Here is a 25,530-nt window from a genome sequence, read left to right as displayed (position 1 = left end):
GGGGTCGTCTGCGCGCTCCCTGAGCGTCATCGCCGCATCCGCAGTCTTCCCTCCGCTTTTTCCGCCTCTCACCTCCCGCTTCCCACTCGCACCCTCGCCACCGCGCCCGGCGAAAAAGTACTTGTCACTGTGCTATGACGTTTCGGTCGATGCGTTCCCGCAGGACACCGCCCGATTCGCCCTCCGCCAGCGACTCGGCCGGGACCGACGACCCGGCTTCGGCCGGCGCTCGGGAGTCGGCTTCGGCCGCCACCGGCACCAGCACCCGCCGCGGCGTGCTTCGCCTGCTCGGAGCGGGCGCGGTCGCCGGGGTCGCCGGATGCCTCGGCGGCGACGAGGGACAGACTGACGACGACTTCCCCGAGGGCGTCCGCTTCGAAGACGGCTGGCGGACCTACGCCCACGACGACGCGAACACCGCGTTCCTCCGCGACGGAACGGCCATCTCCGAGCCGACTATCGAGTACGAACCCGACTTCGGGATGGGCTCGACCGAGCCAGTCGCCGCCGACGGGGTGGCTTACACGCCCAGCGACCCGATACGGGCGCTCGACCCGGCCGCCGGCGAGGAGTTGTGGACCGCACAGGGCGAGGAGTGGACCGCGCCGGTCGTCCTCGACGGAATCGCCTACTCGCTCGGTGTGACGGTCCACGGCCCGAACCGACTCGCGCTCTACCGCGCCCGGACCGGTCGGCTGTTCCGAACTATCGAACTCCCCGGCCGCCCGCGGACGCCGCCGGCGTTCTCCAACGACCGCGAGACGCTGTTTCTCGGCCTCGACGACGAGCGCGTCTGCGCGGTCGATATCGACGCCGCCGAGGTCAAATGGACGCGGTCGCTGTTCGGCGCGGTCCGGCGACCCCTCGCGGTCAACCTCCACTCGATTTTCGTGGTCACCGAGGGCCAGCGGCTCTACTGCCTCGGAACTGACGGACGTGCCCGCTGGCAGGCTCCGACCGAGACGGTCGAAACCGTCGCGCCGGTCGTCGGCGACGAGCGGGTGTACCTCGCCGGTTGGGACCGCATCGCCGCGCTCGAACGGCGCAGCGGCGACGTGGTCTGGGAGGACGACCGCGGCGTCCACGAACGCCTCGCGTTCGACGGCGAGCGCCTCTACGCCGTCCGCGGGTCGCTCCGGGCGCTCGACAGCGCGACCGGCGAGGAGCGGTGGCGCTACGACCCCGAAGAGACCGTCTCCGCCGCGAGCGTCGTCGGCGACACGGTCTACGTCGGCACGGGACGCGGCGACCTCGTCGCCCTGAACCGAACCGGCGACGGTGGCCTGTTCGGTGACCGCGAGCGCTGGTCGATTTCGCTCGGTCGTAACGTCGGCCACTCGCTGGCCGCGACCGACCGCCGGGTGCTCTGCCCGCTCGTCCGCGACGACGGCCTGCCGAGCATAACTGTCGTCGCCGACGCCGACGCCGACGCCGACGAGTCGAGCGCGGGAACGACCGCGGACGCCGGCGGGTCGGAGTCGTGACGAACCCCGACGCGAGACTATCGAGACGGGCGTTCCTCGGGACTCTCGGAACCGGCGCAGCCGTCGGTCTCGCGGGCTGTGTCGGCGGCGATGAGGGCTCCACGGGCGACGGGCGGACCGACTGGCAACATCCGTACTTCTCCCCCGAAGGGACGGGCTACAACCCCCGTGCGACCGGCCCGGCGTCGAAGCCGAGCGAGTCGTGGGGCATCGAGGTGAACGGCCTCGAACTGGCGCGCCCGGTCGTGTTCGACGAGACGGTGTATCTCGCGACCAGCGAGCGCCTCCGGGCGTTTTCGGCCGCCGATGGCACCGAGCTGTGGTCGGTCGAAAGCGACACTCAGAGCGTCTTTCGCTCGTCTGTGACGGTCGGTTCGGAGCGCGTCTACGTCGGCCATTCCGGGGCCAGAACCGGCGTGCTCGCGTACACCCACGACGGCGAAGAAGCGTGGCACGCGCCGACCGAGTCGAGCGTCTGGGCTCCGGTCGTCCGACCCGAACCGGACCGCGACTGTCTCTACACCGCTGACACCGCGGGGAACCTCTACCGCGTCCGCGCCAGCGACGGGAGCGTCGAGTGGCGCGAGGAGGTGTTCGGCCCGGTTCGGTCCCTCGCGGCCCGGAACGACACCGTCGTCGCCGGCACGGAGGGCGGCGAGGTGGTCACGTTCCGCGACGAGGGCGTCAAGCGCGGCCTGACCGGAACGTGGCGAACCAAACTCCCCGGCGGCGTGCAGGCGCTCGCAGTCGCCGGGTCGGGCGACGTGTTCGCGGGCTTCTTCGGCGCGGGCGTCGCCCGACTCAGCGGCGGCCTCCGCGCCGGTGCGGTGGCCTGGCACCAAGAAGACCCCTCGCCCCACGGCTCGCTCGTCGTCGGCCCCCGGCGAATCTTTTCGACCGACGGGGCCGGCCTCGACGCCTTCGACAAACGTTCCGGCTCCCCCTCGTGGGCGGCCGGCGACGATTTCTTTGCCCCGCCGGCGGGTGCCGGCGACACCGTCTTCGTCTCGGATACGAGCGACGACGGCGGCGTCGTCGCCTACGACACGGGGGGCGGCGTCGGCCTCGACGACATTCGCGTCGGGGGCGTCCGCTGGCGCTACGACCTCGCGGGGCGCGCCTTGACCGGTCCGACGCCGGCGGGCGACGCGCTGTTCGTCGTCGAATCCGGCGGCGACGACGGACCACGGCGACTCGTCGCGTTGCGGGCCGGGTAACAGAGCGATTCGGGGGCGCTCGACAGGGTCGTCTCGGGAGACCGCGACCCTCAGATGAGCCCCAGTATCCACCGCGTGACCTCGGAGGTCGCGAAGAAGGCACCTTCCAAGCGGGAGAGGACTCTCCCGGTCCAGAGCGCGGCGACTATGAGGAGAGTGACCGCGACGAGCCACGCGAACGTCCCGAGCGCCGAGGCGCTCACCGCGAGCGGGCGAGCGACCGCCGCGAGGCCGACGATACCCGTGATGTTGAGGATGTTGCTCCCGACGACGTTGCCCACCGAGACGCCGAGACTCCCCCGTCGGAGCGCGACGAGCGAGACGGCGAACTCCGGCGTCGACGTCCCCGCCGCGACGATTGTGCCGCCGATGACCCACTCGGAGACGCCGGCCCCGCGGGCCAGCTCCGAGGCGGCGAGCACCATGTAGTCGCCGCTCACCACCACCAGCGCCAACCCGCCCGCGAGGAACACGGCGTCCCGCCCGGGGAAGTCGATTCGGTCGGTTATCGGGCGGGTCACGCCGCCGTCTCCGAGCGACTGGTCGGCCGATTGCTCAGTTGCTCCATCGGCCTCAGTCTGGGTGCCACGGAGCAGGTACGCCGTGTAGGCGACGAACGCCGCGACTAAGAGCGCGCCTTCGAGCCTCGTCACCCGGAGGTCGAACAGAACCAGTCCGCCGAGGAGCGTGCTCGCCAGCAGGGCGACGCCGTCGCGGGAGACGAGCGACTCCGCGACCGGAATCACCCGGAACAGCGAGATGACGCCCAACACGAACGCCACGTTGTAGATGTTCGAGCCGAGGACGTTGGCGACCGCGATGTCGCCCAACCCCTTGTACGCGGCGTCGACCGCGACCGAGAGCTCCGGCGTCGAGGTCCCGATTGCGACGATTGTCAGCCCGATGGTGAGCTCCGAGAGGCCGAACCGCCGAGCCGACCGAACGGCGGCGTCGACCAACAGCCGCGCGCCGACCCAGAGCCCGAGCACTGACACGAGAATGACGCCGATTTGAACGACGGGTCCGCCTCTGAGCATGGTACTGAGTTCCCGGGAGTCGGATAATCAATGTTGGGCGCGCGGCGTTCACAATCTATCGACGACCGCGAGACCGCGAGACCGCGAGACCGCGAGACCGCGAGACCGCCGACCTACTCCTCGGGCGCGCCGGAGACGATGTCGACGCCCGACGACGCGCCGATGCGCTCCGCGCCGGCTTCGAACATGGCGACCGCCTCGTCGTAGGAGCCGACGCCGCCGGAGGCCTTGACGGGCAGGTACTCGGCCATGAGCGCCACGTCCTCGACGGTCGCGCCGCCGTCGGCGAAGCCGGTGGAGGTCTTGACGAAAGCGGCGTCGGCCTCGGCGGCCGCCTCGCAGGCGCGGTGTTTCTCTGCCTCGGTGAGAAGCGCCGTCTCGATGATGACTTTCACGGGAACCGGGACGGCGGCGACGACCTCCGAGATGTCCTCGGTCACGAGTTCGTCGTCGCCGGCTTTGAGCCGACCGACGTTGATGACCATGTCCAGTTCGTCCGCGCCGGCCTGCCACGCGTCGACGGCCTCCTCGCGCTTGGCCGTCGTCGTGTGCTGACCGTGGGGGAAGCCGACGACCGTCGCCAGCAACACGTCCGGGGCGTACTCGCTCGCTTCGGCGACGTAGCACGGCGGGATGCAGGCGTTCATCCCCCACTCGGCGGCGGCGTCGAGGACGGCCTCCACGTCGGCCATCGTCGTCTCGGGTCCGAGGACCGTGTGGTCGATGCGGGCGGCGAGGTCGGCTCGGTTCATACCCTGTCGAGGCGACCCGAGGCTAAAGAACGTAAGGCTTTCACGCCGCCCCGCCGCGCCTCCTGCATGGCCATCCTCCCCGAGGGGTTCGCGCTCCCGCCGCTCCCCTACCTCGTCGCCCTCGTCGCGGGACTCGTCGGCGTCGGCGTCGGACTGACTCGAACGCGCCCGACGGTCACGCCCGCGCACGTCCTCGCGCTCGTCCCGTGGATGGTGTCGGGGTCGGCGCTCCACGTGCTCTACGTCGTCGGCGCGCTCCCGCCCGCGGTCGAACCGCTCGCCGGCACGCCCGCGGTCTACCTCTCCGTGGCCGTCGTCGCCGGCGCGACGTGGCTCGCGCTCGACGCGGCCGACCTCGCCTCGCCGCAGACGCTCGCGGCTCCGGGGCTGCTCGTCGCCGCCGGCCTCGCCGGCTTCGCGCTCTTCGCCGGCCTCGCCGCCGGGACGCTCTCGGTCGCCTGGCCCGGTCTCGCCCTCGTCGCCGCGGTCGTCGTCACCCCGCTGACGTGGCGGGTCGTGACGCGACTCGCGCCCGAGGCGGCCGCCGCGGGGTCGCTCGGCCTCCTCGCACTCTTCGGGCACGCCCTCGACGCGCTGTCGACCGCCGTCGGCGTCGACGTGCTCGGCTTCGGCGAGCGGACGCCGCTGTCGCGCGTCATCCTCGACGCCGCCGCGGCGCTCCCGACCGCGGAGGTCATCGGCGTCGGCTGGCTGTTCGTCCTCGTGAAACTCGCCGTCGCCGGCTTCGTGGTCGCCCTCCTCGCCGACTACGTCCGCGAGGACCCGACCGAGGGGTCGCTCCTGTTGGGCCTCGTCGCCGCCGTCGGCCTCGGCCCCGGCGTCCACAACCTCCTGTTGTTCGCCATCGCCGGCTGAGGCCGCGACCCTGTTTGGGCCGCCCGCCTACCGGCCTCCGCATGCCCGCTGTTGCGCCGCGCTCCGTAGTCGCCCGACCCGGGAGAGTTATCCCACCGGCGACCCGACCTACGCGGACGCATGTCCCGTGTTATCTGCGCCGGCCACGTCAACTGGGACGTCACCCTCCGCGTGGACGCCCTGCCGGAGCCCGACGGCGAGGCGACCGTCGAGTCGCGGGTCGGCGCGGGCGGCGGCAGCGCCGCCAACGTCGCCAGCGGCCTCGTCGGCCTCGACGTGCCCGCCGCGCTCCTCGGGAGCGTCGGCGACGACGAACACGGCCACGCCGCCGTCGCCGAACTCGCCTCGAAGGGCGTCGACTGCCGCCACGTCGTCAGCGTCGACGGCGGCCCGACCACGGTCAAGTACATCGTCGTCGACGCCGCGGGCGAGGTGTTCGTCCTCGGGTCGCCCGGCGTCAACGAGGCGTTCGAGGCGACCGACCTCCCGACCGACCCGCTCGCGGCCGCCGACCACCTCCACCTGACGAGCCAGTCGCCCGAGACGGCCGCGACGCTCGCCAGACGGGCCCACGAGGTCGAGACGACCGTCAGCTTCGACCCCGGGCGGCGCGTCGGCGACCGGGGCTACGCCGACGCGCTCCGCGAGGTGGACTACGTCTTTCTCAACGACCGCGAGGCCGCCACCGCGCTCGGTGAAGCGGCGGTTCAGCGCGGACGAGACGCCGCCGCAGACCCCGTCTCAGACGTGGCCGAGGCGCTCGCGCAGACGACGCTCGTCCTCAAACACGGCCCGCGCGGCGCGGAGGTCAGAGACGGCGACGACCGACACGTCCACCCCGGCTATCCCATCGACGCGGTGGACACGACCGGCGCGGGCGACGCCTTCGCCTCGGGCTTCATCGCCGCCCGCCTCGACGGAGCCACCTACGAGCGGGCGCTGGCGGTCGCCAACGCCTGTGGGGCGCTCACCGCGGCCGAGCCGGGCGCGCGGACGCAACTCAGTTGGCGGCGGCTGGACGACCTTGTCGAGGGCTGAGCCGCCGCGTCCACGCCGCTCGGCTCCGACCCAACCAGTTTTATCCTCACCAGCCATTCGTCGGGACGATGTTTGACCACCTCCCGGCCGCTGTCGCCGCCCTCGACGCCGTGTCGAGCCTCGGCGCAGTCGCCGGGCGACTGCTTCTCGGCGCGGTCGTCGGCGCCGCGGCCGCCGTCGTGATGGCCATCCCGATGTGGCGGCAGGACGACGGCTTTACCCCCGCGTACGTCGCCGCGGCGGTCGTCCGCCGAACGACGCCCGACGAGGTGAGCTTCGGCGACGCGAACGTCGCCCACCACGCCGCCGGCGCGCTCGCCGGCGTCCTCTACGCGGTCGTCTACCTCGTCACCGACGCCGTCGCGCCGGACCTCGGCGTCGCCGGCATCGGCATCGATCTCCCCTCGCACCTCGTCGCGACCGCGGTCGTCGTGGCGTTCATCTACGTCGCGTTCGCCCGGTTCATCTTCCCCCGCGCCGGCCGGCGCATCTACGAGGAGCGCGCGACGGCGGTCCGCGGGCAGTGGCTCCGCTCCTCGCTCGTGTTCGGGGCGACGCTACTGGTCCTCGCGCCGGCGATTTTCACCGGGTTCGCGTGACGGCGGCTCGGTCGGAAGCCCGGCCGACGGACCGCGGTCCGTGCCCCCCGGTCGAACCGCGTCGTTTTTGCCCGCGACCCGAGTGGGTCGGTACATGGCGAAACAGCCCCACCTCCTCGTCGAAGAAGGCGACGTGAACGACATCGCGCTCATCCCGGGCGACCCCGGGCGCGTCGACCGCATCGCAAAGCAGTGCGAGAACGTCGAGGAAGTCGCGCAGAACCGCGAGTACAAGGTCGTCAACGCCGAGTACGAGGGCGTCCCGCTCACCATCTCCTCGACCGGCATCGGCTGCCCGTCGGCCGCCATCGCCATCGAGGAACTCGCCCGCGTCGGCGTGGAGACGTTCATCCGCGTCGGCACCATCGGCGCGCTGCAAGCGGACATCGAAGTCGGTGATATGATCGTCGCCACGGGCGCGGCCAAGGAGGAAGGAACCTCGAAGCGCTACGAGTCCGAGGTGTACCCGGCCGTCCCCGACTACGACGTGCTCACGTCGCTCGTCGACTCGGCCGAAGCCAACGACGAGGACGTCCACGTCGGCCCCATCGTCTCCGACGACGCGTTCTACAACGAGTCCGACGAGTACGTCGAAGACTGGAACGACGCCGGCCTGCTCGCCATCGAGATGGAGGCCGCGACGGTGTTCTCGCTCGCCCGCCGTCGGGGGCTCCGCGCCGGCGCTATCTGCACGGTCGACGGCAACCTCGTCGCCGGCACGCAGAAGGGAGCCGACTCGGACGAGGAACTCCCCGAGAAGGCGAAGAACAACGTCGAGCGCGCCATCTCCATCTCGCTCGACGCCGTTGCCGACCTCGCGTAGACGACAGCCGTGGACCCTCGCCATCTCGCGGCCCGCGCGGTCGCACGCGTCGGCGCGCTCCGCGACCGGATTCGCCGGATAGAGCGGCGCGAGATGGTGGCGTTCGGCCGCTGGATAGAGAACACGAACAACCTGCTGCATCTCTCGATTCTCCTCATCATCCCCGTGCTCATCGCGGTGGTGACGCTCATCTCCAACTCGGTCAGCACGCTGTCGTTCCTGCTGTTCCCGCCGCTCGCGTCCGGGTCGTACACGCTGTTTTCCGACCCCGAGGGGCGGTACGCCTCGCCCGTGAAGTTCGTCGTCGCCCTCACGGTCGGCGCGCTCTGCGGCCTCGTCGCGGTCGGCTTCACCGGCTGGGCGTACGGCCCGACCGGGACCGCGCTCGTCCACCCGTCGGCGGCGGCGCTCGCCATCTTCCTCGCGGGCGCGACGACGTGGGCGTTAGACGTGGAAGCGCCGTCCGCGTTTTCGACGGCGCTGTTGACGCTCGTCACGGGCAACGTGAACCCCGAGGAGTACGTGGTGAGCATCTTCTTCGCCAGCGTCGTCATCGCCATCGCCTTTACCGTCTGGCGCGAGCAGTTCTACGAGCGCCGCGCGGAGTACCTCTACGGAACCGTCCGCGGCGACGACCACGTCCTCGTCCCGATGCGCGGCGAGACGGCGACCCAGACGGCCTTTTTCGCCGCCCGGCTCGCCGCCGCCCACAGCGCCGGGAAAGTCGTCCTCCTCGACGTGCTCCCGGCGACGCCGGCCGACGAGAGCGACGCGACCCCGGACACCACGGCCGACGGCGAACTCGACGCCGACGCCGACGCGTCGGTCGAGCGCCTCGAATCCTGCGCCCACAACCTACGGACCCAGTTGGGCGTCCCCGTGGAAATCGCCGTCGCGCGCGGCGACCCGCTGACGGCGACCACCGAGGCCGCGGCGAACACCAACTCCGACCTCGTGGTGACGCCCTACGAGGAGGACCGCGGCCTGCTTTCGGACTACATCCGCGGCCTGTTCGGCGGCTCGTACGACACCGTGGCGTTCCGCTCGACCGGCGAGACCTACCGCTGGCGGCGCGTTCTCGTCCTCGTCGCGCGCCCCGGCGACGCCGCCCACGCGATGATAGACTTCGCGACTCGCCTCGCCGGGAAGACGGGGAGCGTGAGCGTCACGACGTGCATCTCCTCGGAGGTCGAACGCCGGCCCGCGGAGTCGAAGCTCGCCAATCTGGTCGAGACGGCCGACGGGAACATCGAGACGCGGGTCGCCCGCTCGGAGGTGACGGCGTTTATCGCCTCCAACGCCGCCTCCTACGACCTCGTGGTGCTCGGCTCCAGCGGCGACCGCTCGCCCGCCTCGCGGTTCATCTCGCCGCCGACGTTCGAGCGCATCCGCGAGATAGACTGCGACGTGGCGGTGTTCGACCGCGGGCACTGAGCGCCGAGAGAGAGAGCGACGCGGAGCAGCGGGCGTCGGAATCGGCTCGCGGTTGCGACCGGCGTCGCCGGGGTCGTCAGTTACGGTCGTCCGTTCCGGGGTCGTCTGCCTCGCCCGTTCCGGGGTCGTCTGCCTCGCCCGTTCCGGGGTCGTCCGCCTCGCCCGTTCCGTCTTCGGCCGGCTCGGTGGGCTGTTCGTCGAGCAGCCGTTCCTCGATGGTTTCGAGGCCGCTCCCGCCGACGGCGGACTCCGCGAGGAAGTGGCCGCCGAGCGCCGCGGGGCTGATGACGGTGTTGGCCCCGGCGCGGCGCAGTTTCCGCTCGTTTTCCCGCTGGGTCGCCGCCGCGACGATGTGCACGTCGGGGTTGAGCTGTCGCGCCGTGAGGATGGCCAGCGCGTCTTCGGCGTCGTTGTTCGTGGCGACGACGACCGAGCGGGCGGCGTCGACGCGGGTCCGCTGGAGCGCCTCCTCGTCGCTCGGGTCGTCGGTGACCACGTCGTAGCCGCGGTCGGTGAGGCGCTTGGCGCGCCCCTCGTCGGGCGTGACGATGACGACGCGGGCGCGGTCGCCGAGCTCTTCGAGAATCGGTTCGGTCAGTTCCCCGTAGCCGAGGACGAGGACGTGGTTCTCCAGGATGTCGAGTTGTGATTCGGTCATGCGTCCGAGTGCTTTGGTGAGTCGCGCTTCGATTGCGGGCGTGAGCAGGACACCGAGCGCCACGGCGAACGTCGCCACCGTGATGAGGAGCGCCGAGATGCCGAACAGCCTGGCGATGGCGGTCTGCGGGTAGATGTCGCCGTAGCCGACCGTGCTACCGGTGACGACGCCGAAATAAAACGCGTCGAACAGCGTGTCGATGCCGTTGAACTGCTCTCTGAGCGCCCACGCGCCGGCGGTCGTGTAGGTCTGTGCGCCCGCGATGGCGAGCAGCGCCGACAGCTGCGTCGCCGTCAGATCGAGGTCGCGGTCGAACGCCCTGTGATTGAACACCAACAGCGCGAGGCTGATAAGCGAGAGGCCGACGAGCGGGGCCGCCCGCTCGGGCGACTGGATGAGCCCCTGCGCGGCGGTCACCGGGAGCAACACCGCGGTCGAGTACCACGCGGCGCGGTAGCGGCGGCGGAGCCCGAAGACGCTCGCGAGGAGCAGAAAGCCCGTCAGCGTCCCGGTGAAGCCGGCGGTGATGCGGACCGCGTCGGGGATGTAGGGTGCCAGCACGCCGCCGGCGACCGGGGAACTGATGTTGAGGATGCCGATGGCGACCGACAGGACGGCGGCGACGAACACCGTCCCGATGGTCGCGCGGGCACCGACCCACTCGCGTACCGAAGCCATGTCTCTCGCAGTTCTGGCGTCCGAGGCCAAAAGCGGTCGGGTATCGGCCCGTCACGGGTGCGTCGTCACGTCTTTATCGCGTCGGTGAGTGTACCGGCGCATGGCTTCACTCCCCGTCGAAGTCGTCTACGGGCTGTACTTCGGCGTCCTCACGGGCCTCGTCCCGGCCGCCGTCGCGTGGCTCCTCGGCTTCGGCTTCCGCTACGTCACCGGCGTCACCGTGCCGGGCCTCGCCGTCGTCGTCCTCAGCGTCGCCATCGCGGGCGCGAGCGGCGGCCTCATGGCGCTGGCCGACCCGACGATTACGCAGTCGGAGAGCCAGGTCAGGCTGACGGTCGCGCTGTTGGTCGTCCTGATGGGGTCGTTGTACGCCCACAACCGCGGCGACGCCTTCGCCAACGACATCCCGCGGAAGATGTCGCTGCGCAAGCTCACAGAGCGGTCGCTGTCGACCGACGTGGTCGAACTCGTCGGCGGCCGCGGGCAGGTCAGCGTCACCGTCACCGGCGAGGTCGGTGACATCGAGGGTTACCCGCCGGTTCCGCTCGACATCCGCACCGGCATCCGCAACGGCGAGTGGACGTTCCCCGCCGACATCCCGCTCGTGGAACTCGAATCGCGGTTCGCCGACCGCCTGCAAAACGAGTTCGACCTCGCAGCCGTCGAGGTCAGACTCGACGAGCGGGCCCGCGCCACCGTCACCGCCGCGGCCCCGGTCGGCGGCCTCTCGAAGCGCCTCCCGGCGGGCAAGCGCGCGGTGTCGGTGACGGCGCTCGTGCCGACGGGGCTCGCGCAGGGCGACGACGTGGTCGTCGTCACCGACGGCGGCACGGTCTCGGCGACCGTCGCCGGAGTCGACTCCGTCGCGGAGGTCCCGAGCGAACCCGACGACGATGACGACGACGCGGACGCCCCGAAGGCCGCGCCGCGCGCCCCCACGGCCGTCGGCGGCGAGGGTCGCGTCACGCTCGCGGTCGACCGGGGGCAGGTCGAACCGCTCCTCACGAGCGACGTGGAGCGGTTCGTCGTCACCTCCCGCGGCGTCCGTCGGGAGTTCGAACTCGTCTCACTGCTCCGCCGCGCCGGCAAGCGCTTCTCTCGGCTCTCGGTTCGGTCCGAGAGCCCGCTCGACGGCGTGACACTCGGCGAGGCGGGCGTCCGCGACGCCTACGGCGTGGCCGTCCTCGCGGTCCGGAACGGCGGAAACTGGACGATTGCGCCGCGAGGGGACCAAGCGGTCTCCGCCGGCGACACGCTCTACGCGGTCGGGTCGAGAACCGACCTGACCGGCTTCGAGGAGGCGGTGGCGTGATGTCGGCGCTGCTCTCCGCGTTCGCTTCGGCCGCCGGCGCGGGCACCGCCGTTTCGGTCGCGCCCGCCGCCGACCTGTTCGCGGCGGTCGGAGGGTCGCCGGCCGCCGCCGGACAGGTGTCGATTCCGCCGGCCGACGACTCGCTCGTCTTGCAGGCGCTCCGGCTCGTCGGCCTCGTCGTCGGCGCGTTCGTCGTGTCGGCGGTCGCCTCGCTGCTCTACCGCTGGTACACCCGCGAGATAATCCCGCGGGCGCTGGCGGTGCTGTTCGGCGGCGCGGTCGTCGCGCTCTACCTGAACACTATCGGGCTGTTCGGCGCGTTCACAACCGGCACCGAAACCGAGGTGTTTCAGCTGGACACCGTGGTTTTCAACGTCGCGTCGCTCGCCGGCGGGGCGCTCATCGCCCCGGTCGGCCGGGTCGCCGGCGACCGACTCGCGACCGACGTGTTCGCCGTCGCGGGCGCGAAGGAACTCGACGCCGACGTGAGCCGACTCGTCCGGACCGTCGGCCGCGTCACGTCGGTGACGCTCCCCGATGATATCGGCGACATCGAGGGCTACGACCCGGTCGCCGAGAGCGTCAAGACCCAGCTGAGCGGGAAGACGCTGCTGTTCCCCCGACGCCTCGGCGAGGCCGAACTCCGCGACCGACTCGCGACGCGCATCAAGGACGACCACGGCGTCGGCCACGTCGACGTGGAGTTCGAGGCCGGCGGGAGCGAGGTGTCGTACCTCGCGCTCGGCAGTCGCGCGGCCGGCCTCGGGCCGACGCTCGCGCCCGGCACCGTCGCGGTCGCGATTCGCGGCGACCCCGGCTCCGGCGCGGCCGCCGGCGACCCCGTACAGGTCTGGTCGGTTCCGAAGCCGGACGCGGCCGACGACGACCCGGCAGCCGACGCCATCGCGAGCGCGGCCGACGCGACCGAATCGCCCGACGCCGCCGACGTGACCGAGACGGCCGGCGGCGGCCCCGACCCCGGTTCGCTGTCGGACGGCGGCACCGACACCGACGCGCCGGCCGAGCCGACCCGCGTCGCCTTCGGCGAACTCCGCGGCGTCGCCGACGACGTGGCGACCGTCGCCCTCGACGCGGAGGACGCCGACCGGCTGGCGAGCGGCGAGACCTACCGGCTCGTGACGCTTCCCGCGGACCCCCACGTGGACCGCGAGTTCGCGTCGCTCCTGCGGAACGCCGACGAGACGATGGCGGTCACGACCGTCGCACCCGGTGCCGACCTCGACGGACTGACGGTGTCGGACGTGGACACCACGGTCGTCGCCATCCGGTCTTCGAACCGTCCGGTGGACGCGATTCCCGGCCGGGGACGCGAACTGGCGGCCGGCGACACGCTCTACGTCGTCGGCCGGCCGGAGGTGCTCCGGAAGGTCGAACGCCGGGCGACGACCGACACGGGCCGCACCGACGGCGGCGACGACGACGGAGCCGACACCGGCGGGTCCGACGGCGAGGCCTCGCGGTCGTCCGGGGCGCAATCCTCATGAGCGCCGGGCGACGAGACGGGAGTATGGAGTGGAAGCTGTTCGCCGACCTCGCGGAAGTCGCCGGCTCGCGCACCGTTCGGGTCGACGTCGACGGCGACGCGACCGTCGGCGACGCGCTCGACGCCCTCGTCGGGGCGCATCCGGCGCTCGAATCGCGGGTGTTCGGTGACGACGGCGAACTGTACGACCACATCAACGTCCTCCGGAACGGCGAGGCGGCCGCGCTCGGCGAGGCGACCGCCGCCGGCGACGAACTCGCGCTGTTCCCGCCGGTCAGCGGCGGCTAGCGCGCGGTCGTCGCCCCGACGCGGCGACGGTCATCGGTTCTCGAAGCCTGACGGACGACCCGCGAGCGGCCGGTCCGTCAGTACGCGGGACGGGGGACGACGGCACGAGATGGAAGGGCGGGAGTAGAACAGCGGGACGGGAGAGAACTGGGTGAGATAGAACAGCGGGACGGGACGCGATAACGCGAGAGAGAACGGAACGGAGAGACGCGTCGCGGTCGGTCGCGAAGCGGGAAGGCGAGTTTCGAGTCCGAGTTACTCGCTCGGGCGCGGCAGCGCCGTAAACAGCGTCTCGACGATGGAGAAGGGGTCGTAGACGGACTGGTGACACTGGCAGTAGACGCCGTCTTCGCCGCCGAACGTGGCGGAGCTGGCCGCCTGCTTGTAGCCGGGGACACAGCAGAAGTGCGTACACTTGTTGAGCCACGCGATGACGCCCTGGTCCGTCGAGGCGGCGAGCCACTCGTTGTCCTGTGCGGCCTCCTCGATGCGCGTCGAACGGAGCACCTGAATCGGAATCGTGTCCTCGGTGTCCTGAGAGCGCCAGGTACCGGTCGCGGGCTGTCCGAGACCGGACTGTCCGATGCCGTTGCCCCACGACTCGTACTCGTCGAAGTCGTTGACGTTCAGGCGGTCGCCGGCGCTGTACGTCTCGGACTGCCAGTCGTAGGCCCCGTTGTCCGAGCGGAAGTAGTTGTCAGACTCGAACGACGGAGAGAGCGCCTCGTAGGACTGCACGCCGCAGTACTGGAACCAGTCCTGCGAGTAGGTGACGCCGGTTCCCTGGTAGTCCTCGGTGATGGCGAGTTCGACTTCCACACCGTTCTGGGTGACGGTCTGAACCTCGGGCCAGACGCCTCTGATGTAGCCCTCGTCGTCGATTTCAATCGGAATCTGTGGCATACCGCGCGGTGCGGGACCGCCGGTGTTCTCGATGGCGTACGCCTGCGTCGGACCGCCACCGGACCCGGTGGACGACGTTGCGCTATTGACGGCGGCCGCGCCTGTCGTTCCCACGCCCGCGAGCGCCGCTCCCCCGACGACGCCCTTGACGAACCGACGGCGACCCGAATCGGCGGGGTACTTGTCGCTATCGCTCATACACTCACCTTCGACCCAGCCAGTAAAAGCGTGACGAATCAACCGTGTTAGTGCGCACGACGAACCGGCCGCCCGCGAGGGGGTGCGGCCGGCCGAGCGACCGAGTGAAAAACTGGACGAACCATTAGAAACGTTCGTTGAGGAATCGTCTCCGGGCAAATTTTCGGCGTTACTCGTGGCCTTTTAGAATGTGGTACTCGTATTCGAGTAGGATGCGATTGCACACCAGAGACGTGCGGCAAGACGTTCGCGAGCTGGGGGCGCTGCTCGGGGACGTGCTCGAAGCGCAGACGTCGACGGCGTCGTTCGAGACGGTCGAAGAGCTTCGACAGGCGGCCATCGCCTACCGGAAGGGCGAGTCCGGGTCGCGCGAGCGGCTCTACGACGTGGTCGGCGACCTCGAACCGGAGCGCGAGAGCGTCGTCGCCCGCGCGTTCACGACCTACTTCGAACTCATCAACCTCGCCGAGGAGCGCGAGCGCGTTCGCGTCATCCGCGAGGCGTCACAGGAGGGGACGCTCGAAGACGGCATCCTCGACACGCTCGACGCGCTGGACGACGAGGAGGTCGACGAGGAGCTTCTGGGACGGGTCCTCGAAGACGTGCTCATCGAGCCGACCTTTACGGCCCACCCGACCGAGGCCCGCCGGAAGACGGTGAAATCGAAGCTCCGCTCCATCGCCAACCGGCTGGAGACGCTCGACGAGCGCCGCCTCACCGACCTCGAACACGACCAGGAGTGGCGGCACGTCGTCGCCGAGGTGACGAGCCTCTGGCAGACCTCGCAGGTCCGCGACCGCCGCCCGGAACCGACCGACGAGGCCCGAAACGTCCAGTGGTACCTCGAAAACACGCTGTTCGACGTGGTCGGCGAGGTGTACGAGGAACTCGAAGAGGAGCTCCGCGCCGAGTACCCCGGCCTCGACGTGCCGAAGCTGTTCGAGTTCCGGTCGTGGGCCGGCTCCGACCGCGACGGCAACCCCTTCGTCACGCCCGAGGTGACCGAAGACACGCTCGAACGCCAGCGAAGCGTCGCCCTCGAAAAGTACAGCGACGCGCTCAAGCGTCTCTCCGGTGTGCTGAGCCAGGACGCGACGCGAATCGACCCCGGACACGAGCTCGAACGCTCGCTGAAGGCCGACCGCGAACACCTCCCCGTCGTCGCCGAGGAGGCCGACGAGCGCTACCCCAACGAGCCGTACCGCCAGAAGCTCAAGCTGATGCGCGAGCGGCTCCGCCGCGTCGAGGACGTCCGCCCGAACGGCTACGCCGACGCGAGCGAACTCATGGCCGACCTCGAGGTCGTCGACGCCAGCCTCCGGCGGACCGGCGCGGAGCAGGTCGCGGACGTGTACGTCGAGCCCCTGATGCGACAGGTCGACACGTTCGGCTTCACCCTCGCCAGCCTCGACCTCCGGGACCACCAGGAGAACCACACCGAGGCCGTCCACGAGGCGCTGGCCCACGAGGGTCTCGACTACTACGGCAGTTCCGAACAGGAGCGCGTCGAACTCCTCACGGACGCGATTCTCCAGGAGGAGCCGGTCGTCGACCTCGAAGACCCCGGCGACGTGTCCGAGACGGCCGAGCGCGTCCTCCGCCGCTTCCGCAAGCTCGGCGAGTGGCAGCGCGAGTACGGCGTCGGCGCTATCGACACCTACTGCATCTCGATGACCGAGGAGCCGTCGCACGTCCTCGAAGTGCTGTTCCTCGCCGACCAGGCGGGCGTCGTCTCCCTGCCCGACCACTGCGGCATCGACGTGGTCCCGCTCCTCGAAACCGAGTCGGCGCTCAACGGCGCGCGCCGCATCATGGGCACGCTGTTCGAGAACGAGGCCTACGGGACGGCGCTCGCCGCCCGCAACGACGTCCAGGAAATCATGCTGGGCTACTCCGACTCCAACAAGGAAAACGGCTTCCTCGCGGCCAACTGGGACCTCTACAAGAACCAGCGCCGCCTCGCGGACATCTGCGACGACTTCGACGTGACGATGCGGCTGTTCCACGGCCGCGGCGGCTCCATCTCCCGCGGCGGCGGCCCGATGAACGAGGCCATGCTCGCGCTCCCGAACGAGACCGTCACGGGGCAGATTAAGTTCACCGAACAGGGCGAGGCCATCGCCGAGAAGTACGCCAACCCGCGCATCGCGGAGCGGAACCTCGAACAGATGCTCAACGCCCAGATTCGCGCCCGCCTGCAAGCGATTCGGACGCCCGAGGAGGAAGTCCCCGACCGCTGGGTCGACGCCATGGACACCATGGCGGCCGCCGCGCGCGAGGAGTACCGCGACCTCCTCGAATCCGACGGCTTCGTCTCCTACTTCGAGCAGGCGACGCCCATCACCGTCATCGAGGAACTCAACCTCGGCTCCCGGCCGGCCTCCCGGTCCGACGAGCGCAGCGTCGAGGACCTGCGGGCCATCCCGTGGGTGTTCTCGTGGACCCAGTCGCGGTGTATCCTCCCCGGCTGGTACTCGCTGGCCGCCGGCGTCAACGCCTTCCTCGAAGACGGCGGCGACATGGACGACCTCCGCGAGATGTACGACGAGTGGGCGTTCTTCCGCAGCACGTTCGACAACGCCGCGATGGCGCTGGCGCGCACCGACCTCGAAATCGCCACGGAGTACGCGAACCTCGCCGACGAGGAGCTCCGCGAGGAGTTCTTCACCCGGCTCACCGAGGAGTACGAGGACGCCGCGGACCTCATGCTCGACATCAGCGAGCGCAGCAGCCTCCTGAAGCGCGAGTGGCTCGAAGAGAGCCTCCGCCGCCGCAACCCCTACGTCGACCCGCTGAACCTGTTGCAGACCCACCTGCTGTCGCAGACCCACCGGACCGACGAGGAAGAACGGACCCTGCGGCTCACCGTCAAAGGCATCGCCGCCGGGATGAAGAACACGGGATAACGCGACCGCGACGCCGACGCCCTCGGCCACCCGCCGAGGTCGACCCCGTCACCGTCGCCGCGCCGCCGGGACCGACTAGGCCCGACGGAGGTCGTACGGATTCGAACAGACCGGACAGGTCTGCCGCGCGACGCGATACTCGCTTTTCAACCGCTGTCTGACGCCGTCGAAGTCGGCGTCGCCCTCGTATCTCGATTCCACTTGCTGTCCGCAGTGTGGGCACACCACCACCACCGTTGCCATATTCGACGGTACGGGCGAGTCAATCATATATGTTCACCCTGTTTGTGTCGGGGTCGCACGTCCCACTCAGCCGCGGCTGCCGGTGGCAACGAATACGAGGCACAGGGCGGTCGAACGCGGCGAAAACGAGGGTTTCGTCGGCACCGCCGTCCGCCGGGTGCGGACCGGCTCAGCTCAGGCGTGATTCCACGGCGCTTCCTCGAAGTCGACGATGCGGTGGGTCGAATCGAGGTCGTCGATGGCGGCCACGTCCTCGTCGTCGAGGTCGAGGTCGAGCGCGGCGAAGTTGTCGCGGATGTGGTCGGGCGAGGCGGCCTTCGGGATGGGCGTCGCGCCCTTCTCGATGAGCCACGCGAGGGCGACCTGCGCGGGCGAGGCGTCGTGCTTCCCGGCGATGTCGACGATGACCTCCTCGTCAGCGACCTGATTGCGCGCGATGGGCGAGTAGGCGACCAGCCGGTGGTCGTGTTCGGCGGCGACCTCGCGGAGTTCGGTCTGCTGGAGCATCGGGTGCATCTCGACCTGATGAGCGAACACCGGCGCGTCGAGCGTCTCGATGGCCGATTCGAGCTGGTCGGGTCGGAAGTTGCTCAGGCCGACGTGGCCGATGACGCCGTCTTCGACGAGTTCGTCGAGGGCCGCGAGCGTCTCGTCTTCGTCGTAGCTGTCGATTGGCCAGTGGACGTACAGCAGGTCGATGGTGTCGACGCCGAGCTTGTCGGCGGACTCGCGGGCCGTCTCCAGCACGTCGTCGTAGCCGAGGTTGTCGGTGTCGAGCTTCGTCGCCACGAACACGTCGTCGACGTCCACGTCGGATTCGGCGAGGCCCTCACCGACGTACTCCTCGTTGTGGTACATCTGGGCCGTGTCGACGTGGCGGTAGCCAACGTCGAGGGCGGTCTTGACGGCCTCGACGCACTCGTCGCGGTCTTCGAGCTTGTACGTCCCGAAGCCGAGTCGCGGGAAGTCCTTCATGGGCGAACGATTGCGGGCTGACGAGTCAAATCCTGCGGTTGCGGAAGCCGTGGATACACTTACCACCGGCCCGCCAGTGGTTGGGGTATGCCCTCCGAGAAGGAGAAGATGCTCGCGGGCGACTCGTACGACGCGAGCGACCCGGAACTCGTCGCGGAGCGAAAGCGCGCGCGCCGGCTCACGCGCCGGTTCAACGACACCGACGAGACCCGAATCGAGCGCCGCGAGGAGCTGATTCGGGAGCTGTTCGGGGCGGTCGGCGAGTCGTTCGAAATCGAGCCGCCGTTCCGCTGCGATTACGGCTACAACGTCCGCGTCGGCGAGGAGTTCTTCGCCAACTTCGACTGCGTCTTCCTCGACGTGTGTCCCATCACCATCGGAGACAACTGCCAACTCGGGCCGGGCGTCCACGTCTACACGGCGACCCACCCGGTCGACGCCGCGGAGCGAATCAAAGGCCCTGAGTCGGGCGAGCCGGTGACAATCGGTGACAACGCGTGGCTCGGCGGCCGCGCGGTCGTCAACCCCGGCGTCACCATCGGTGACGACGCGGTGGTCGCCTCGGGCGCGGTCGTCACGGAGGACGTGCCCGACTCGGTGGTCGTCGGCGGCAACCCGGCGCGAGTCATTAAACGGCTGGACTGACCGGGCGCGCGCCGTCGCGTCGGCGTCGCCGCCGCGTCGCCGTCGCGCGATTCTCTCGGATTCGGGTGCGTGCGGTGCTCTGGCACACGATGTTCCCTCCGAAATGGTTTTGAAGTACGCTCGCACACGGTCAGTATGCCGACGGACGAATACGACCCAGAGATGGGGCGCAAGTTCATTTTCGTAACCGGGGGTGTCATGTCCGGCCTCGGGAAGGGTATCACGGCCGCGAGCACCGGCCGACTCCTGAAGAACGCCGGGTTCGACGTCACCGCGGTCAAGATAGACCCGTACCTGAACGTCGACGCCGGGACCATGAACCCCTACGAGCACGGGGAGGTGTACGTCCTGAAAGACGGCGCGGAAGTCGACCTCGACCTCGGGAACTACGAGCGGTTCCTGGGCGTCGATATGACCGCCGACCACAACATCACGACGGGCAAGACCTACCAGCACGTCATCCAGAAGGAGCGCGACGGCGACTACCTCGGGAAGACGGTCCAGATTATCCCGCACGTCACGGAGGACATCAAGCGCCGCATCCGCGAGGCTGCCGAGGGCACCGACGTGTGTATCGTCGAGGTCGGCGGCACCGTCGGTGACATCGAGTCGATGCCGTTCCTCGAATCGCTCCGCCAGTTCGCCTCCGAGGAGGAAGACGGCGACGTGCTTTTCACCCACGTCACGCTCGTCCCCTACTCGAAGAACGGCGAGCAGAAGACGAAGCCCACTCAGCACTCCGTCAAGGAGCTTCGGAGCATCGGCCTCCAGCCCGACATCCTCGTCGGCCGCGCCGACGACAAACTCGAACCGGCGACGAAGACCAAAATCGCGCAGTTCTGCGACGTGCCGGACGCCGCCGTGTTCTCCAACCCCGACGTGCCGGACATCTACCACGTCCCGCTGATGGTCGAAGAGGAGGGCCTCGGCGAGTACGTCATGGAGCGCCTCGGCATCGCCGACGAGGCGCTACCGAAGGCAGAGCGCGACAACCGCTGGCGCGAACTCGTCACGGCCGACCGAACCGGCTCGGTCGACATCGCGCTCGTCGGCAAGTACGCCCTCGAAGACGCCTACATGTCCATCCACGAGGCGCTCAAGCACGCGGGCATCGAGTGCGGCGTCGACGTGAACATCCTCTGGGTCGACTCCGACGAGATGCTCGACAAGCACGAAGAGCGCCTGAAGGACGCCGACGGCGTCGTCGTCCCCGGCGGCTTCGGCTCCCGCGGAACCGGCGGCAAAATCGAGGCCATCCGCTACGCCCGCGAGAACGACGTGCCCTTCCTCGGGCTGTGTCTGGGCTTCCAGATGGCCGTCGTCGAGCAGGCCCGGAACGTCCTCGGCCACGAGGAGGCCCACTCGGCCGAACTCGACCCCGAGACGCCCTACCCGGTCATCGACCTCCTGCCGGAGCAGTACGAGGTCGACGAGATGGGCGGCACGATGCGCCTCGGCGCGCACGACACCGACATCGACGCCGGAACGCTCGCGGAGGCGGTGTACGGCGACACCTCCTGTACGGAGCGCCACCGCCACCGCTACGAGGTGAACCCCGAACTCATCGACGAACTCGAATCCGAGGGGCTCCGCTTCTCCGGCCGCGCCGAAAACCGCATGGAGATTCTCGAACTGACCGACCACCCGTTCTTCTTCGGGACGCAGTTCCACCCCGAGTTCCGCTCCCGACCCGACCGCGCGAGCCCGCCGTTCCTCGGCTTCCTCCGCGCGGTCCTCGGCGACCTCGACGCGCGCGAACTCGGCAACGAAGAGGTGACAGCATAATGGTAAACGTAGACGAATTCATCGAAGACGCGACCGCATCGATTCGCGACCAAATCGGCGACGAGCACGCCATCATCGCCCTCTCGGGCGGCGTGGACTCCTCGGTCGCCGCGACGCTCGCCTACGAGGCCGTCGGCGAGCAGCTTACCCCGGTCTACGTCGACACCGGCCTGATGCGCAAAGGCGAGACCGAGCAGATTGCGGACACCTTCTCCTTCATGGAGAGCCTCCGCGTCGTCGACGCCCGGGACCGCTTTTTCGACGCCCTCGAAGGCGTCGTCGACCCCGAGGAAAAGCGCAAGGTCATCGGCGAGCAGTTCATCCGCGAGTTCGAGCGCGAGGCCAAAGAGACCGACGCCCAGTACCTCGTGCAGGGGACCATCTACCCCGACCGCATCGAGTCCGAGGGCAACATCAAGTCCCACCACAACGTCGGCGGCCTGCCGGACGTGGTGGACTTCGAGGGCATCGTCGAACCCGTCCGCGACCTCTACAAAGACGAGGTCCGCGAGGTCGCCCGCGCGCTCGGCCTCGAATCCATCATCGCCGAGCGGATGCCGTTCCCGGGGCCGGGGCTGGCGGTCCGCGTCCTCGGCGAAGTCACGCCCGAGAAGGTGCAGGTCGCCCGCGACGCGTGTCACGTCGTCGAAGACGAGACCGAAAAGCACGACCCGTGGCAGGCGTTCGCCGCCGTCATCGGCAAGGGCACCGGCGTCAAGGGTGACAACCGCGTCCACGGCTGGATCGTCTCCGTGCGCTCCGTGGAGTCGCGCGACGGCATGACCGCCCGCGCGCAGGAACTGCCGTGGGACACCCTCCAGCGCATCCAGTCGCGCATCACCGGGACGAACGAGAACGTCGCCCGCGTCGTCTACGACGTGACCCACAAACCGCCGGCGACCATCGAGTACGAATGACGACGGCAGTCGTCGCGGGGGCGGACCCCGACGGACTCGGTGAAGCGCTCGAAGACGAGGGCGCGACGGTCGTCCGCGTCGCCGGCATCGCCTCCGCCGACTCCCTCGGCGAGGCCGGCATCGAGGACGCCGACCTGCTCGTGCTCACCGACATGGACGACGCGACGGCCATCGCGGTGGCCAAAGAGCAGAACCCCGACGTGCGCGTCGTGACCTACGCCTACGACACCCTTCCGGAGTTCGCCAAGGGACAGGCCGACCTCGCCATCGACCCGAACCTGCTCGCGGTCGACGTGGTCGCCGAAGAACTCGTCTGAGACGGTCTGGGATTCCTGACCGTCTCGGTGCGCAGACTTTCTTTCAATATTCTAGTTGTGCAAATATTGATATCGTCACGGTCCTTCATGATGGTTGCAGATGTCGTCCCTCTCCCGACGAACGATGCTGAAGAGCCTCGGCGCAACCGGCCTCCTGCTCGCAGGCGGCGCGACGACCGCGGCGGCACGCCCCGGCGGCGTCGCCGCGGGTGACGCGCGGTTCCGAGTCGGCCACTTCTCGCCCGACGCGCCCCCCGTAGACGTGTACGTGAACGGCGACCCCTTCCCCGGCTTGCAGGGCGTCCCGTTCGGCGTGCTCTCCGACTACTTCACCGCCCCCGCGGGGACGTATCAGGTCGAGGTGACGCCCGCGGGCGACGCCTCGACGGTGGTCATCGACGCCGAGGTCACGCTCCGGCGCAACCGCGATTACACCGTCGCGGCGACGGACGTGCTCGACGCTATCACGCCCGTCGTGCTCACGGACACGAACCGCCCGGCACCGTACGGCAAGGCCAGCGTCCGCGTCGTGCACTTCTCGCCCGACGCGCCCGAGGTCGACATCGTCGTCAAAGACGGCCCGACGCTGTTCTCGGGACTGGCGTTCGGTGACGTTTCGCAGTACGAGACGGTGCCCGCCGGGACGTACGACCTCCGGGTCGTCCTGTCGTCGAACGGGGCGGTCGTGCTCGACCTCCCCGGGACGACGCTCCCCGGCGGCCGGACCATCTCGGTGTTCGCCATCGGGTTCGCCACCGGCGGGTCGCCCGGCTTCAGCGTTCTGCCCGTGGTGGACGCCGTCTCGCCCGCTCGCAAGCCCAAGCCACCGTCCGGCGGCGACGTCTGTCGCGTGGGCTGAGTCGATACCGGTCGCCGCCCGCCGCGAGAGTCGAAACCGCCCGACTGCGGCGGGTGACTCCGGCCCGCGTTGCCATGGTCGAAACCCCCTTTTGGCGTCCCCGCCGATAGCCGGTGACATGGTTCGGGTCTCGACCGGCGCGCGCATCCACTTCGGTTTCCTCAATCTGAGCCTCGCCCGCGACCGCCTCTACGGCGGCGTCGGCGTCGCGCTCGACGAGCCGCGGGTAGTCGTCGCCGCCGAGCCCGCCGCCGACGTTCGGTGTCGCCACCCCGCCGCCCGCGAGTACGCCGAGCAGGCGGTCGACCTCCTCGGCGTCGACGGCGTCGACGTGTCGGTCGAGCGTACCCTGCCGCGACACGCCGGCCTCGGCAGCGGGACGCAGCTCGCGCTCGCGGTGTTGCGGTCGGTCGCGGCCGCCACCGACCGCGAGGCCGACGTACGCCGACTCGCCCCCGAGATGGGTCGCGGCGGGCGCTCCGGAGTCGGCGTCGCCACGTTCGAAGCCGGCGGGGCCGTCCTCGACGCGGGCCACCCGACCGCGCGCTTCACCACCGACAGACCGGAAGACGGCTCGTGGTCGGTGCCGGCGGTCGCCGCCCGACACGAGGTGCCCGACCGCTGGCGGTTCCTGCTCGTCGTCCCCGACGCCGACCCCGGCCGCAACGGCGCGGCCGAGGAGTCGAGCATGCGCTCCGTCGTCGAGCGCGCGGACGCCCAGACCGGCGACCGAATCGCCGGCATCGTCACCCGGCGGCTCCTCCCGGCGCTCGCCGAGGGGTCCGCCGAACGTTTCGGTGAGGCCGTCGAGTCCGTCGGCCGGCTCAACGGGACGTGGTACGCCGACGAGCAAGGCGGCGTCTACCGGCCGCCGGTCGGCGCGCTCGTCTCGTCGCTGTCGGAGTCGCCCGTCGTCTACGGCGCGGGCCAGTCGTCGTGGGGGCCGACCGTCTACGGCGTGACCGACGCCGACCACGTCGACGAGGCGGTCGAGGCGGGGCGCGCCGCGCTGTCCGACGCCGACATCGAGGGCACCGTCTCGGTCGCCCGCGGGCGGAACCGCGGCGCGAGCGTCGAGTGACGGGGCGGCGCGACAGGCGGCAGGGCGGCGGCATCCGGGTCGCGCTCCCCGAAACGCCTAACCGACGCGGCCGAGTCGGGTTCGGTATGTCTCAAATCCCCTTCGGCGTCCCCCGCCTCGACAGCATCATCGGCGGCGGCGCACCCCCGGGGAACGTCGTGCTCCTCGCGGGGGAGTCCGGCGCGGGCGCTCGGGAGTTCCTCTACACGAGCGCGACGATGAACGCCCTCTCGCACACCGACGAGGAGCTGTTCGACCTCCACTACGGCTCGCTCGCGGACACCGCGACGCCGCCGCCGGAGATTCACTACGTCTCGTTTACCGCCGGCGAGGAGTACCTGCGCCGCGAGATGGGGTACACGATGGACGACGAGGTCGTCGAGTCCGCGGTCGAACACATCGAGTTTCACGACCTCTCGCCGGAGTACTTCCAGCTCAGCCCGATTCCGCGCGAGTGGTATCTCGGCCAGCCGACGAAGTTAGAGGACCTCGGCCACCGACACAACCGCGAATCCGTGTTGGGCGCGCTGGGGAGCACCCTGAGCGAACACGCCGCCGGCAACCTCGTCGTCATCGACTCCCTGACCGACCTCGTGGCGAGCCAGTCCGACGAGATGACGTGGTCGGACATCGCCATGGTCATCAAGGGGCTGGAGAAGGCCTCCTACCAGTGGGGCGGACTCATCCTCGTGCTCGTGAGCACCGAAGCGCTCTCGAAGACCGAACTCGGCGTCCTCAAGGGCGCGACCGGCGGGACGCTGCTGTTCGAGTGGGAGTCCGGCGGGTCGAAGCGCGCGCGGACGATGGTCGTCCAAGAGTTCCGCGGCGTGCTCGCCCGACTGGAGAGCGAGAACATCGTGCAGTTCGAGACCGAAATCAACGAAAGCGGCCTCGACGTGAGCGACGTGCGGAAGATTCGCTGAGCGACCCGCCGCGACGGGGACGCGATGAACTGTCGAGAATTCGGGGATAGTTCTTAAGTCCACAGGGACAAAGAGGGG

24 protein-coding genes are annotated in these 25,530 nt (G+C 69.9%); 18 read left to right on the top strand and 6 right to left on the bottom strand.

Annotated elements, in window-relative coordinates:
• The first annotated feature begins 275 nt into the window (after window positions 1-275).
• Together DVK03_RS10065 and DVK03_RS10060 are read left to right on the top strand one after the other, a co-directional pair.
• On the top strand, window positions 276-1,484 hold the full coding sequence (locus DVK03_RS10065) for a PQQ-like beta-propeller repeat protein (protein WP_115803316.1): 1,209 nt from the start codon (window positions 276-278) through the stop codon (window positions 1,482-1,484).
• Complete coding sequence (locus DVK03_RS10060; RefSeq protein WP_115802861.1) at window positions 1,481-2,701, top strand: PQQ-binding-like beta-propeller repeat protein; 1,221 nt, start codon at window positions 1,481-1,483, stop codon at window positions 2,699-2,701. The genes DVK03_RS10065 and DVK03_RS10060 overlap by 4 nt, the downstream gene beginning before the upstream one ends.
• Window positions 2,702-2,751: 50 nt before the next feature.
• Here the strand turns inward: DVK03_RS10060 and DVK03_RS10055 are convergent, their stop codons facing one another.
• The gene (locus DVK03_RS10055; RefSeq protein ID WP_115802860.1) at window positions 2,752-3,738 is read right to left on the bottom strand and encodes a calcium/sodium antiporter; all 987 of its coding nucleotides are present in this window, start codon (window positions 3,736-3,738) and stop codon (window positions 2,752-2,754) included.
• Window positions 3,739-3,851: 113 nt separating this feature from the next.
• Window positions 3,852-4,490, bottom strand: coding sequence for a deoxyribose-phosphate aldolase (deoC, locus tag DVK03_RS10050; protein ID WP_115802859.1), 639 nt, complete (start codon window positions 4,488-4,490; stop codon window positions 3,852-3,854).
• Between the two features lie 66 nt (window positions 4,491-4,556).
• Between deoC and DVK03_RS10045 the strand changes: the two genes are divergently transcribed.
• The 5 genes from DVK03_RS10045 (at window position 4,557) to DVK03_RS10025 (ending at window position 9,260) form a co-directional block, all read left to right on the top strand.
• Window positions 4,557-5,366 carry a DUF63 family protein gene (locus tag DVK03_RS10045; RefSeq protein ID WP_115802858.1) on the top strand — a complete coding sequence of 270 codons (810 nt, stop codon included), beginning with the start codon at window positions 4,557-4,559 and terminating at the stop codon, window positions 5,364-5,366.
• A gap of 120 nt (window positions 5,367-5,486) precedes the next feature.
• Window positions 5,487-6,404 carry a carbohydrate kinase family protein gene (locus DVK03_RS10040; protein WP_004062370.1) on the top strand — a complete coding sequence of 306 codons (918 nt, stop codon included), beginning with the start codon at window positions 5,487-5,489 and terminating at the stop codon, window positions 6,402-6,404.
• A 68-nt stretch (window positions 6,405-6,472) separates the two neighbouring features.
• Window positions 6,473-7,003 (top strand): hypothetical protein, encoded by a 531-nt coding sequence (locus DVK03_RS10035; RefSeq protein ID WP_115802857.1) that lies wholly within the window; start codon window positions 6,473-6,475, stop codon window positions 7,001-7,003.
• A gap of 94 nt (window positions 7,004-7,097) precedes the next feature.
• Window positions 7,098-7,826: a nucleoside phosphorylase gene (locus DVK03_RS10030; protein WP_004042710.1), complete on the top strand. Its 729-nt coding sequence runs from the start codon at window positions 7,098-7,100 to the stop codon at window positions 7,824-7,826.
• A 9-nt stretch (window positions 7,827-7,835) separates the two neighbouring features.
• The gene (locus tag DVK03_RS10025; RefSeq protein ID WP_115802856.1) at window positions 7,836-9,260 is read left to right on the top strand and encodes a universal stress protein; all 1,425 of its coding nucleotides are present in this window, start codon (window positions 7,836-7,838) and stop codon (window positions 9,258-9,260) included.
• 76 nt (window positions 9,261-9,336) lie between these two features.
• Here the strand turns inward: DVK03_RS10025 and DVK03_RS10020 are convergent, their stop codons facing one another.
• Window positions 9,337-10,596 carry an NAD-binding protein gene (locus DVK03_RS10020; protein WP_115802855.1) on the bottom strand — a complete coding sequence of 420 codons (1,260 nt, stop codon included), beginning with the start codon at window positions 10,594-10,596 and terminating at the stop codon, window positions 9,337-9,339.
• A gap of 100 nt (window positions 10,597-10,696) precedes the next feature.
• Here DVK03_RS10020 and DVK03_RS10015 point away from each other — a divergent pair, with 100 nt between their 5' ends.
• From DVK03_RS10015 to samp1, 3 genes are read left to right on the top strand one after another with little or no spacing between them, the layout of a single operon-like run.
• Window positions 10,697-11,908 (top strand): potassium channel family protein, encoded by a 1,212-nt coding sequence (locus DVK03_RS10015; RefSeq protein WP_115802854.1) that lies wholly within the window; start codon window positions 10,697-10,699, stop codon window positions 11,906-11,908.
• Window positions 11,908-13,413, top strand: coding sequence for a cation:proton antiporter regulatory subunit (locus DVK03_RS10010; RefSeq protein WP_115802853.1), 1,506 nt, complete (start codon window positions 11,908-11,910; stop codon window positions 13,411-13,413). The genes DVK03_RS10015 and DVK03_RS10010 overlap by 1 nt, the downstream gene beginning before the upstream one ends.
• 23 nt (window positions 13,414-13,436) lie before the next feature.
• Complete coding sequence (gene samp1, locus DVK03_RS10005; RefSeq protein WP_004042720.1) at window positions 13,437-13,700, top strand: ubiquitin-like modifier protein SAMP1; 264 nt, start codon at window positions 13,437-13,439, stop codon at window positions 13,698-13,700.
• 255 nt (window positions 13,701-13,955) lie between these two features.
• Here samp1 and DVK03_RS10000 read toward each other — a convergent pair whose 3' ends face one another.
• Entirely contained in the window at window positions 13,956-14,801 is an 846-nt protein-coding gene (locus DVK03_RS10000; protein ID WP_004062363.1) for a cytochrome bc1 complex Rieske iron-sulfur protein, read from the bottom strand.
• 212 nt (window positions 14,802-15,013) lie between these two features.
• Here DVK03_RS10000 and ppc point away from each other — a divergent pair, with 212 nt between their 5' ends.
• Window positions 15,014-17,707, top strand: a complete 2,694-nt coding sequence (gene ppc, locus DVK03_RS09995) for a phosphoenolpyruvate carboxylase (RefSeq protein WP_004062362.1) — start codon at window positions 15,014-15,016, stop codon at window positions 17,705-17,707.
• 75 nt (window positions 17,708-17,782) lie between these two features.
• Here ppc and DVK03_RS19795 read toward each other — a convergent pair whose 3' ends face one another.
• Window positions 17,783-17,950, bottom strand: coding sequence for a hypothetical protein (locus DVK03_RS19795; protein WP_155821702.1), 168 nt, complete (start codon window positions 17,948-17,950; stop codon window positions 17,783-17,785).
• 174 nt (window positions 17,951-18,124) lie between these two features.
• Window positions 18,125-18,925: an aldo/keto reductase gene (locus DVK03_RS09990; RefSeq protein WP_115802852.1), complete on the bottom strand. Its 801-nt coding sequence runs from the start codon at window positions 18,923-18,925 to the stop codon at window positions 18,125-18,127.
• Between the two features lie 87 nt (window positions 18,926-19,012).
• Here DVK03_RS09990 and DVK03_RS09985 point away from each other — a divergent pair, with 87 nt between their 5' ends.
• From DVK03_RS09985 to DVK03_RS09955, 7 genes are all read left to right on the top strand, one after another.
• The gene (locus DVK03_RS09985; RefSeq protein WP_115802851.1) at window positions 19,013-19,570 is read left to right on the top strand and encodes a sugar O-acetyltransferase; all 558 of its coding nucleotides are present in this window, start codon (window positions 19,013-19,015) and stop codon (window positions 19,568-19,570) included.
• Window positions 19,571-19,705: 135 nt separating this feature from the next.
• A complete protein-coding gene (pyrG, locus tag DVK03_RS09980; protein ID WP_115802850.1) occupies window positions 19,706-21,355 on the top strand; it encodes a glutamine hydrolyzing CTP synthase in 1,650 nt (549 codons plus the stop codon).
• A complete protein-coding gene (gene guaA / locus DVK03_RS09975; protein WP_004042733.1) occupies window positions 21,355-22,272 on the top strand; it encodes a glutamine-hydrolyzing GMP synthase in 918 nt (305 codons plus the stop codon). The genes pyrG and guaA overlap by 1 nt, the downstream gene beginning before the upstream one ends.
• Window positions 22,269-22,589 (top strand): NAD-binding protein, encoded by a 321-nt coding sequence (locus DVK03_RS09970; protein WP_006601476.1) that lies wholly within the window; start codon window positions 22,269-22,271, stop codon window positions 22,587-22,589. The genes guaA and DVK03_RS09970 overlap by 4 nt, the downstream gene beginning before the upstream one ends.
• 124 nt (window positions 22,590-22,713) lie before the next feature.
• Window positions 22,714-23,448: a DUF4397 domain-containing protein gene (locus DVK03_RS09965; protein WP_004062355.1), complete on the top strand. Its 735-nt coding sequence runs from the start codon at window positions 22,714-22,716 to the stop codon at window positions 23,446-23,448.
• Between the two features lie 118 nt (window positions 23,449-23,566).
• Window positions 23,567-24,529: a beta-ribofuranosylaminobenzene 5'-phosphate synthase family protein gene (locus DVK03_RS09960; protein WP_115802849.1), complete on the top strand. Its 963-nt coding sequence runs from the start codon at window positions 23,567-23,569 to the stop codon at window positions 24,527-24,529.
• 86 nt (window positions 24,530-24,615) lie between these two features.
• Entirely contained in the window at window positions 24,616-25,452 is an 837-nt protein-coding gene (locus DVK03_RS09955; protein WP_004062353.1) for a hypothetical protein, read from the top strand.
• Window positions 25,453-25,530: the final 78 nt, after the last annotated feature.

The organism is Haloferax sp. Atlit-109R (assembly GCF_003665865.1).
Taxonomy (GTDB): Archaea; Halobacteriota; Halobacteria; order Halobacteriales; family Haloferacaceae; genus Haloferax; species Haloferax volcanii.
The sequence above is the reverse complement of the archived record's forward strand: the minus strand, read 5'-3'. Positions and strand labels throughout refer to the sequence as shown.

Bases quoted from the DNA above. Each gene is read 5' to 3' on its own strand.
- DVK03_RS09960 (WP_115802849.1), top strand. From the start codon at position 23,567: ATGGTTCGGGTCTCGACCGGCGCGCGCATCCACTTCGGTTTCCTCAAT.
- samp1 (WP_004042720.1), top strand. From the start codon at position 13,437: ATGGAGTGGAAGCTGTTCGCCGACCTCGCGGAAGTCGCCGGCTCGCGC.
- DVK03_RS10035 (WP_115802857.1), top strand. From the start codon at position 6,473: ATGTTTGACCACCTCCCGGCCGCTGTCGCCGCCCTCGACGCCGTGTCG.
- DVK03_RS09955 (WP_004062353.1), top strand. From the start codon at position 24,616: ATGTCTCAAATCCCCTTCGGCGTCCCCCGCCTCGACAGCATCATCGGC.
- guaA (WP_004042733.1), top strand. From the start codon at position 21,355: ATGGTAAACGTAGACGAATTCATCGAAGACGCGACCGCATCGATTCGC.
- DVK03_RS10000 (WP_004062363.1), bottom strand. From the start codon at position 14,801: ATGAGCGATAGCGACAAGTACCCCGCCGATTCGGGTCGCCGTCGGTTC.
- DVK03_RS09990 (WP_115802852.1), bottom strand. From the start codon at position 18,925: ATGAAGGACTTCCCGCGACTCGGCTTCGGGACGTACAAGCTCGAAGAC.
- DVK03_RS10040 (WP_004062370.1), top strand. From the start codon at position 5,487: ATGTCCCGTGTTATCTGCGCCGGCCACGTCAACTGGGACGTCACCCTC.
- DVK03_RS09965 (WP_004062355.1), top strand. From the start codon at position 22,714: ATGCTGAAGAGCCTCGGCGCAACCGGCCTCCTGCTCGCAGGCGGCGCG.
- DVK03_RS10020 (WP_115802855.1), bottom strand. From the start codon at position 10,596: ATGGCTTCGGTACGCGAGTGGGTCGGTGCCCGCGCGACCATCGGGACG.
- pyrG (WP_115802850.1), top strand. From the start codon at position 19,706: ATGCCGACGGACGAATACGACCCAGAGATGGGGCGCAAGTTCATTTTC.
- DVK03_RS10010 (WP_115802853.1), top strand. From the start codon at position 11,908: ATGTCGGCGCTGCTCTCCGCGTTCGCTTCGGCCGCCGGCGCGGGCACC.
- DVK03_RS09985 (WP_115802851.1), top strand. From the start codon at position 19,013: ATGCCCTCCGAGAAGGAGAAGATGCTCGCGGGCGACTCGTACGACGCG.
- DVK03_RS10055 (WP_115802860.1), bottom strand. From the start codon at position 3,738: ATGCTCAGAGGCGGACCCGTCGTTCAAATCGGCGTCATTCTCGTGTCA.
- DVK03_RS10030 (WP_004042710.1), top strand. From the start codon at position 7,098: ATGGCGAAACAGCCCCACCTCCTCGTCGAAGAAGGCGACGTGAACGAC.
- DVK03_RS10015 (WP_115802854.1), top strand. From the start codon at position 10,697: ATGGCTTCACTCCCCGTCGAAGTCGTCTACGGGCTGTACTTCGGCGTC.
- ppc (WP_004062362.1), top strand. From the start codon at position 15,014: ATGCGATTGCACACCAGAGACGTGCGGCAAGACGTTCGCGAGCTGGGG.
- DVK03_RS19795 (WP_155821702.1), bottom strand. From the start codon at position 17,950: ATGGCAACGGTGGTGGTGGTGTGCCCACACTGCGGACAGCAAGTGGAA.
- deoC (WP_115802859.1), bottom strand. From the start codon at position 4,490: ATGAACCGAGCCGACCTCGCCGCCCGCATCGACCACACGGTCCTCGGA.
- DVK03_RS10045 (WP_115802858.1), top strand. From the start codon at position 4,557: ATGGCCATCCTCCCCGAGGGGTTCGCGCTCCCGCCGCTCCCCTACCTC.
- DVK03_RS09970 (WP_006601476.1), top strand. From the start codon at position 22,269: ATGACGACGGCAGTCGTCGCGGGGGCGGACCCCGACGGACTCGGTGAA.